Consider the following 9,251-nt stretch of genomic DNA (forward strand, 5'->3'; position numbering starts at 1 on the left):
AGGCCTACCCCAGCCCCCCCAGTTCCCCCCCCCCCCCCCTCCCTCCCCCCCCCCCCCCCCCCCCCCCCCCCCCCCCCCCCCCCCCCCCCCCCCCCCCCCCCCCCCCCCCCGCCGCCATGACAGCCCCGGACGGCTGAGACGCGCCCTGTCGGCCCACTGGTACGCCTGGGCGATGATCGCGCCGGTGGCGGTCGTGATGCTGGTGCTGATCGGCTGGCCGCTGGCCAGGGGCGTCTACCTGTCGCTGACCGACGCGACCGAGGCCAACATGGGCCGCACCATCGGGGTCAACGTGATCCCGTCCACGTACGAGTTCGTCGGCCTGGACAACTACCTCCAGATCCTGACCAGCAGCCTGTTCTGGGACAAGGTGCTCTGGACCGTGACGTGGACGGTGGTGTGCGTCGGCCTCCACTACGGCATCGGGCTCGGCCTGGCCGTGATGCTCAACCGCAAGCTGCGCCTGCGCTCGGTCTACCGGGTGCTGCTGATCCTGCCGTGGGCGGTGCCGGCGTTCGTGGCCGCGTTCATCTGGCGCTACCTCTACAACAGCGACTACGGCGTGATCAACGGCTTCCTCGAGGTCGCCGGGCTGTCCGGCGTGGGCTGGCTGGACGACCCGGTCACCGCCAGGATCGCGGTGATCGCGGTCAACGTGTGGATCGGGGTGCCGTTCATGATGGTCGCCATGCTCGGCGGCCTGCAGTCGATCCCCGCCGAGCTGTACGAAGCGGCCGAGGTCGACGGCGCCTCCCCGTGGCAGCGCTTCAAGGCGATCACGCTGCCCGGGCTGCGGCAGGTCTCCACGACCGTGGTCCTGCTCGGCACGATCTGGACGTTCAACATGTTCCCCATCATCTTCCTGGTCACGCGGGGCGGGCCGGGCAGCGAGACCGAGATCCTCGTCACCTACGCCTTCCGCGAGGCCTTCACCGGCATCCGCAACTACTCCGGCTCGGCCGCGTGGGGCGTGATCATCCTCGCCATGCTGGTCGTGCTGGCCATCGGCTACCGCCGCACCCTGCGCAGTCAAGGAGGCCCCTGGTGACCCGCGCGACCCGGCCCCGCGGCGAGCGGGGACCGCTGGCCTCCATCGGCCTGCACGCCGGCCTGCTCGTCGCCGTGGCGATCTCGCTGTTCCCGGTGGTGTGGCTGGTGCTCACCTCGCTCAAGCCGCGTGACAGCTGGCTGTCGGCCGAGCTCCGGCTGTTCGACGACTCCTCGCTGGACAACTACACCCGCGTGCTGACCGCCACCGCGTTCCCGCAGTGGCTGCTCAACAGCGTGCTGACGGCGGGGCTGACCATGGTGCTCGGCGTGTTCCTCGCCGCCACCACCGGCTACGCCGTCAGCCGCTTCCGCTTCCCCGGCCACCGCTCGGTCATGTGGCTGCTGCTGATCACCCAGATGTTCCCGGTGGCCATCCTCATCGTCCCCCTGTACAACCTGATGGCCGGGCTCGGCCTGCTCAACCAGATCCCCGGCCTGGTGATCGCCTACATGACGATCGCGGTGCCGTTCTGCGCCTGGATGATGAAGAGCTACTTCGACACCGTGCCGGTGGAGATCGACCAGGCCGCGATGGTGGACGGGCTGACGCCGTTCGGCACGTTCTGGCGGGTCGTGCTGCCGCTGGCCCGTCCGGGCATCGCGGTGACCGCGTTCTACTGCTTCATGACCGCCTGGGGCGAGGTCGGCTACGCCACGGTGTTCATGTCGCAGGAGGACAAACGCACGCTGGGGGTGGGCCTGCAGCAGTTCGTCGGCCAGCACTGGTCGGACTGGGGGCTGATGACCGCCTCCGCCGTGCTCATCGCCATCCCGGCGGGCGCGGTCTTCCTCCTCGTGCAGCGCCACCTGGTCGCCGGGCTCACCGCCGGCGCGACCAAAGCGTAAAGTATTCGGCCGATAACTGTACGTGACGGGATTGTCGCAGGATCCTTGTCCACATGGACGGATTCCTCGACGAGACCTGCGGCGGGGTGACGGAGCTGCGCGTCCACGGTGTCTCCGGCACGCCGCCGGCGGGCATGCTCAACCACCCCCATCCCCGGCTGGTCGCGGGCGACGGCACCACCGGGTTCTACCGGCGCTGGTGGACGGCGGGGCAGCCGGTGGGCGACCGGGCCGACGTGCCGGGCGTCCGCCGGCGGGAGGCGTACGCGTGGGGCGGCCTCACCTCCGGCGGGCGGACGATCGCGCTGTGGTTGCTCCTGCTGCCGTTCTCACTGGCGAACCTGTCCTACTTCATGCTGCCCAGGCCGCGGGGCGGCGACCGGCTGCGGCACGTGACGGAGGCGGCGCAGCGGCTGTTCGCCCTGCTCCTCACCGGCACCCTCGTCGGCGCCGTGACCAGGGCCTGCGTGGACCTCGTCGGCTGGCAGTGCACGGCCGCGGGACGGGCCTGCACCGATGTGCTCGCGCCCGTCTGGCTGCGGTGGATGGGCGAGATGTGGGGGCACGAGCCGTCCAAGCGCCTGGCCGTCACCGCCCTGGCGCCGCTGCTGGTGGTCGTCCTGCTGTGGTGGCTCGCCCGCCGCACCTGGCGCCGCGACGAGAGCAAGGTCGTCCCCGCCGCTTCCGGCAGCGATCCGGGCAGCGGTCCCCGCGGCGATCCGGGCGGCGATCCGGGCGGCGATCCGGGCGGCGATCCGGGCGGCGATCCGGGCGGCGATCCGGGCGGCGATCCGGGGGGCGATCCTGGCGGCGGTCCCGGCGGCGCCACCGAGGGACCTGAGGACGGGCCTGCTGGTGAGCGGCTGCTGCTGGCGCGGGCGCGGTTGTGGCACGGCGGCGCGCCGGTGTGGCGCCTGCGCATCGTGCACGTCGCCTTCGCGATCGCCTCGATCGGGATGGCCGTCGCCGCGCCCTTCGCCGCCACCCCGCTGGGGCTGGCGCTCACCTCGGCGAACGCGGGCGTCGAGCTCGCCGCCGCCGTGCTGGTCGTCCTGCCGTGGACCGGCCGGCGGCTGGACCCGCACTCCGGCGGGCGCGAGCCCACCTGGCTCAAGGTCGCGTGCCACGTGCTGCGGGTGGCCGCGCCGCTGGTGTTCCTGGCCACGTTCTGGGCGGCGCTGGCCGGTCTGCCGGCGGGCGTGGAGGGGCTCGTGCTGCCCAGCGTGGGCGCGGGTCCGGTGCAGTTCGCGCTCATGCTGGGGCTCGGGGCGTTCATCCTGGCCGCCACGTGGGTGCTGGCCCGCATGGACCGGCCAGGCGGCGGCCGGGACCCGCTCGACCGGCCGGCGATGGGCGGGCTCGCCGCGTGGTTCATGCTGATGGTGGCCGCGGGCTGCGCGAACGTGCTGGCGCTCGGCGTGCTGTTCTGGACCGCCACGTTCTTCGGCGTCCCCGGCAGCCTGGCCGAGCCGGGGCCGCCCGGCAGGAAGCTCTTCATCGACGACCCGGTCTGGTGGACGGCCGCCCTGGTGCCGCTGCTGGGGGCGGCGTCGGCCGGGGTGGCGATCGCCCTCTGGCTGGTCCGCCGCGCCGAGGCGGGCAGGCTGGCGCCCGAGCTGGAGGAGCACTACGGGGAGCGCGGCGGCGCCAAGGTCGCGCGGAAGTGGGCGCTGGCCGCGCTCACCGACCGGGCCGGGCTGGTGCTGGGCCTGCTCACCGGCATCGGGGTGGCCGGGTTCGCCGTGGTGACCGTGATCTACCAGCTGCGGCTGTACACGCCGACGGCGGGGTTCGCGGGGCTGCTCGCCTCGATCGGGAGCTGGGCCACGGCGGCCGCCGTCGTCGGCCTGGTGCTGCTCGGCCGCCGCACGTACGGCAGCTCGCGGTTGCGCAGGACCGTCGGGATCGTCTGGGACGTGTCCACCTTCTGGCCCAGGGCCATCCACCCGCTGGCCCCGCCCTGCTACACCGAGCGCGTCATCCCCGAACTGATGGCCCGCCTCGGCCGGCTGGCCGCGACCGATCGGGACACCGTCGTCCTGTCCGGGCACAGCCAGGGCAGCGTCATCGCGGCCGCCCTGGTCCTGCAGCTCGACCCTGACGTGCGCCGGCAGGTCAGGCTGCTCACCCACGGGTCGCCGCTGCGCCGCCTGTACGCCCCGTTCTTCCCCGCGTACTTCGCCGGCCGTGGCCTGCCGGTCCTGCGTGACGCGGTCGCGTGGCGCAACCTGTACCGCCTGAGCGATCCCATCGGCGGGCCCGCGTTCCGCCGCGTCGACCCCCTCGCCGCCGAACCCGATCGCGGCAACACGGTGGACCGGTTCTGCTGGGATCCGCTCCGGCCGGCGCCGGGCGAGCCGCTGCCCGAGGCGCGCTGGCACTCGGGCTACTGGCTCGACCCGCCCTACCGCGACGAGCTGGACCGGTTGATCACCCCGAGCCTGCCGCCCGAGCGTACGGCCCTGTAGGGGCCCGTGAACGGGCGCGGATCACCACGACAGGACGAGCTTCTCGGGGGCGCGGTGGATCAGGGTGGCCGCCATGGCGACCTCGGGTTCGGCCAGGCGCAGCCCGGGCAGCTCGCGTACGAGCAGCTCCAGCGTGATGCGGAGTTGCTCGCGGGCCAGGAGCGCGCCGGGGCAGCCGTGCACGCCGTGCCCGAACGACAGGTGACGCGCCGGCTCCCGCGCGATGTCGAACACGTCGGGATCCACGTGCACGGCCTCGTCCCGGCCCGCCGAGGCGAACGACACGAACACCGTGTCGCCCTCGGCGAGCTCCGTGCCGCCCAGCGTGAGCGGCCTGGTGACCCGGCGGCGGAAGCCCTGCACGGGCGCCTCGAACCTGGCGGCCTCCTCGATCGCCGCCGGGATCAGCTCGGGCCGCCGGCACAGCAGCTCCCACTGGCGGCGGTCGCGCAGCAGGCGGTGCACGGCGGTGCCGAGCAGCGCCGTGGTGGTCAGGTGGCCGGCCAGCATGAGGTTCTGGGTGTTGGAGACGATCTCGTCGCGCTGCCGGTCGGTCGGTTCGCCGGGTCCGGGGGCCAGGCCGCGGACCAGCTCGCCGGTCAGGCTCTCCTGGTCGCGCGAACGGGCGGCGTGCGCGGCCAGGAGGTGCCGCAGCGCGGACACCTCTCGGACGGCGGCGATCTGCTCGTCCTCCGGCATGGGCGTGAAGATCAGGTCCTCGGCGCGGTCACCCGCCCGGACGGCGGCGGGCACGTCGGCCGGGTCGAGGCCGAGCAGGTGGCCGATGACGGTCGCGGGCAGCGGCCTGGCGTAGCCGCCCATCCATTCCACCCGGCCCGCGGCCGCGAACGACGCGAGCAGCTCCGCCGCCGTGGCCTGGATGAACGGGCGTGCGGCGGCCACCCGGGCGGCCGACAGGCCGCGGGTGAGCGGCCTGCGGTAACGCTGGTGGGCCTCGCCGTCGGAGCTGAGCACCACGGGGGCGTTGCCGGGCGCGCCGGCCAGTTCGGCGAACGCGCGCGGGCTCGGCGTCACGTCGCCGCGGAAGGCGCCCTGGGAGGAGAAGTCGGCCGGCCGGGCCAGCACCTCGCGCACGTCCGCGTGCCGGGCCACGAGCCAGGCGTCCAGCTCGCCGGTGAAGGTCAGCCCGGGGGCGGCGCGGGCGCGGGCGTAGACGGGGTACGGGTCGCGGTAGAAGGCCTCTCGATCCACACCTTCCATCGTGGTGGGCCCCGCGGGGGGCGTACAAGATCTGAAATTTTCTTTTGGTTCATGTGTAAGCCTTGAAAGTTATATCCATGAACGATTGAGTTCGGTCGTGCAGACCCTCAGATTGCTGGCCGCCGCCGCGCTCGTGTTAGCCCCCGTGGCCCTGAGCGTGCCCGCGCAGGCCGATGCCGCACCCCCCGCGGAGGACGCTCCCCAGGCGTCGTCCTACCCGCCGCCGTCCACGCTGGTCACCCGGGCCGCCGAAGGGCGGCAGCGGCTGGAGACGGACAAGAGGACCCGGCCGGTCGCGCCGGGGATCTCGCTGACCTCGTTCGACACCTACGACCCGCTCGGCTGGCTGCGCGCCGACGCGATCACCGCAGACCTGGCAGGACAGCACGGAGCCAAGGCCGACTACGTGTTCTCCGGCGAGGTGTCCAAGACCGAGCCGCTGTCCGGGCCCGCCAAGCGCTCCCACGCCGTCGCCGCCGTCAACGGCGACTTCTTCGACATCAACAACTCCGGCGCCGCCCAGGGCATCGGCGTCCAGGACGGCACGCTCGTCCAGTCGCCCGTCGCCGGGCACGAGAACGCGGTCGCGATCACCGGCGACGGTGTCGGACGCGTGCTCAAGATGTACTTCGAGGGCACCGCCACGCCTGACGGCGGCCCGCCGATCACGCTCACCCAGTTCAACCAGATCGTGCAGGACGGCGGCGTGGGGCTCTTCACGCCGCTGTGGGGCTCCTACAACCGGGCCCGCGCCGTCGAGGGCGCCACCTCCGTCGCCGAGGTCGTCATGAAAGACGGCGTGGTCACCGAGGTGCGCACCTCCGCGGGCACCGGACCGATCCCGGCGGGCACCTCGATCCTGCTCGGCCGCGACGCCGGCGCCGAGGCGCTGTCCGCGCTGGAGCAGGGCGACCGGATCGACGTGAAGTACCAGCCCAAGGCGTCGGACGGCAGCACGGTCAAGGCGGCCGTCGGCGGCAACTGGGTGCTGGTCAAGGACGGCGCCGTACAGAACTCGACCGACACCAGCGCCCACCCGCGCACGGCCGTCGGGTTCTCGGCCGACGGCAGGAAGATGTACCTGCTGACCGTGGACGGCCGCCAGGCCGACAGCCGCGGCGTCACGCTCAACGAGCTCGCGGCCATGATGGTCGAGCTGGGCGCGGCCAACGCGCTCAACCTGGACGGCGGCGGCTCCTCCACCATGCTCGCCCGCGAGCCCGGCTCCGCCGACGTCCAGGTGGAGAACAGCCCCTCCGACGGCGGCGAGCGGCACGTCCCCAACGGCCTGGCGCTCTACGCGCCCGAAGGCAGCGGCAAGCTGAAGGGCTTCTGGCTGGAGACCGCGAGCGACCCGTCCAAGGCGCCCGGCGTCGCGCCCGTCGCCGGCGGCCGCCCCGACCGGGTCTTCCCCGGCCTCACCAGGCGCCTGACCGCCGCCGGGTACGACGAGACGTACGGTCCCGCCAAGGGCGAGCCCTCCTGGCGAGCGAAGCCCGCCGTGCACGGCGTCGTCCGCGACGGCAGGTTCCACGCCCTGGTGCCCGGCCAGACCACCGTCACCGCCTCCCGCGGCCGCGCCAAGGGAGAGATCGAGCTGACCGTCCTGCAGCCGCTCCAGCGGCTCGGCGCCACCGCCGACCGGCTCGCCATCGCCGGCGCGGACGGCGCGGCCACGTTCGGCGTGGTCGGCTACGACCGCAACGGCAACTCCGCGCCCATCGAGCCCGCCGACCTCGATCTCGACTACGACGGGAACCTCTTCGAGGTGACCGCCGCCGGGAACGGCTCCTTCACCGTCAAGGCCAGGCAGGCCTCGGGCGCGGGGCTGATCACCGCCAAGGTCGGCAAGCTCACCACCGCCGTGCCCGTCACCGTGGGGTTCGAGGAGAAAGCGGTCGCCGACTTCGAGGACGCGGCCACCTGGAAGTTCGCCGCCGCCCGCGCCACCGGCTCGCTGTCGGCCGCGCCCGGTCACGACGGCGGCGGGCTCAAGCTGTCGTACGACTTCAGCACCTCGACCGCCACCCGGGCCGCGTACGCCAGCCCGCCGGAGGAGATCGTGGTGGAGGGGCAGCCGCAGGCGTTCGGGCTCTGGATCCACTCCACCGGCAAGGGGGAGTGGCCGAGCCTGGAGTTCTACGACGCGCTCGGGCAGTCTCAGATCCTGCGCGGGCCGTACATGACGTGGACCGGCTGGAAGTACGTCGAGTTCGCCGTGCCGCCCGGCGTCAACCACCCGCTGCGGCTGCGGCGCTTCTACGTGGCCGAGACCAAGGCCGACGTGCGGTACACCAACGAGATCATGATCGACGGTCTGGTGGCCAAGGTGCCGCCGCCGGTCGACGCGCCGCCCGCGCCCAAGGTCGCCGACCCGGTGGTCAGGGACGACGTGGCGACGATGCCGTGGCGGTTCGCGGTCATGTCGGACGCTCAGTTCGTGGCCAGGGAGCCGGACAGCGACCTCGTCAAGAACGCCCGCCGCACGCTGCGCGAGATCAAGGCGGCCAGGCCCGACTTCCTGGTCATCAACGGGGACCTGGTGGACGAGGCGTCGCCCGAGGACTTCGCGCTGGCCAAGCGGATCCTCGACGAGGAACTGGGCGGAGAGCTGAAATATCACTACATCCCCGGTAACCATGAGGTCATGGGCGGAGCGATCGACAACTTCAAGGCCGCCTTCGGCGACACGTACCGGACCTTCGACCACAAGGGCACCCGCTTCATCACGCTCGACACCTCCCGCCTGAGCCTGCGGGGCGGCGGCTTCGAGCAGGTGGCCATGCTCAGGTCCGAGCTGGACAAGGCGGCGAAGGACGCCTCGATCGGGTCGGTCACCGTCCTGTTCCACGTGCCGCCGCGCGACCCGACACCGGGCAAGGGCAGCCAGCTCGGTGACCGGAAGGAGGCGGCGCTCGTGGAGGGCTGGCTGGCCGACTTCCAGCGCACCACCGGCAAGGGCGCCGCCCACATCGGGGGGCACGTGGGGACGTTCCACGCCGCCCACGTGGACGCGGTGCCGTACTTCATCAACGGCAACTCCGGCAAGAACCCCGCCACCGCACCCGAGGACGGCGGGTTCACCGGCTGGTCGCTGTGGGGCGTCGACCCGGTCACGCCGGCCGAGGCCGAGCACGTCAGGCGGAACTGGTTCGCCGACGCGCCCGACTGGATCGGCACCCAGGTGCGCCCGCACGTGGACGAGCTCACGCTGACCGCCCCGGCCACCGTCGCCGTCGGCGCGCCCGCCGAGGTGAGCGCCGCCGTCAGGCAGGACGACAGGACGGTGCCCGCCGCCTACCCCGTCTCGGCGGCGTGGTCGGGCTCGCCCAACCTGCACGTCGGCAGCCGCAAGACGGCCAGACCCTGGCACGTCGCCGTGCTCGACCCGGAGAAGGGCACGCTCACGGCGCTGCGCGAGGGGAAGGTGACGGTCGCGGTGACCGTCAACGGCGTCACCGAGCGGGCGTCGGTGGCGACCGCCGCCAAGGCCGCCGCCAAGGCCGCCGCCAAGGCCGCCGCCTGAGCCCCGCCTGATTCCTGTCTGATCCCGTTCCGGCCGGGCCGCTCCACGCCGGGGGGGGGGGGGGGGGGGGGGGGGGGGGGGGGGGGGGGGGGGGGGGGAAGGGGGGGGGGGGGGGGGGGGGGGGGGGGGGGGGGGGTGGG

At 73.4% G+C, this 9,251-nt stretch carries 5 protein-coding genes; 4 read left to right on the top strand and 1 reads right to left on the bottom strand.

Translation table 11 applies throughout. The annotated features are described in order from the left end of the window. Positions 1 to 172 precede the first annotated feature (172 nt). From ACZ6SA_RS49050 to ACZ6SA_RS49060, 3 genes are read left to right on the top strand one after another with little or no spacing between them, the layout of a single operon-like run. Entirely contained in the window at positions 173 to 1,048 is an 876-nt protein-coding gene (locus ACZ6SA_RS49050) for a carbohydrate ABC transporter permease (protein WP_465836371.1), read from the top strand. After that, the gene (locus ACZ6SA_RS49055; protein WP_465836373.1) at positions 1,045 to 1,896 is read left to right on the top strand and encodes a sugar ABC transporter permease; all 852 of its coding nucleotides are present in this window, start codon (positions 1,045 to 1,047) and stop codon (positions 1,894 to 1,896) included. Before ACZ6SA_RS49050 ends, ACZ6SA_RS49055 begins: the two co-directional genes overlap by 4 nt. A 53-nt stretch (positions 1,897 to 1,949) precedes the next feature. Further along, on the top strand, positions 1,950 to 4,364 hold the full coding sequence (locus tag ACZ6SA_RS49060; protein ID WP_465836376.1) for a hypothetical protein: 2,415 nt from the start codon (positions 1,950 to 1,952) through the stop codon (positions 4,362 to 4,364). Between the two features lie 21 nt (positions 4,365 to 4,385). On the opposite strand, the gene ACZ6SA_RS49065 is transcribed toward ACZ6SA_RS49060, so the two are convergent. Continuing rightward, positions 4,386 to 5,576 carry a cytochrome P450 gene (locus ACZ6SA_RS49065; protein WP_465836378.1) on the bottom strand — a complete coding sequence of 397 codons (1,191 nt, stop codon included), beginning with the start codon at positions 5,574 to 5,576 and terminating at the stop codon, positions 4,386 to 4,388. Positions 5,577 to 5,682: 106 nt separating this feature from the next. On the opposite strand from ACZ6SA_RS49065, the gene ACZ6SA_RS49070 reads away from it, so the two are divergent. Then, complete coding sequence (locus ACZ6SA_RS49070) at positions 5,683 to 9,111, top strand: phosphodiester glycosidase family protein (RefSeq protein WP_465836380.1); 3,429 nt, start codon at positions 5,683 to 5,685, stop codon at positions 9,109 to 9,111. Positions 9,112 to 9,251: the final 140 nt, after the last annotated feature.

Source organism: Nonomuraea sp. NPDC049378, assembly GCF_055586745.1.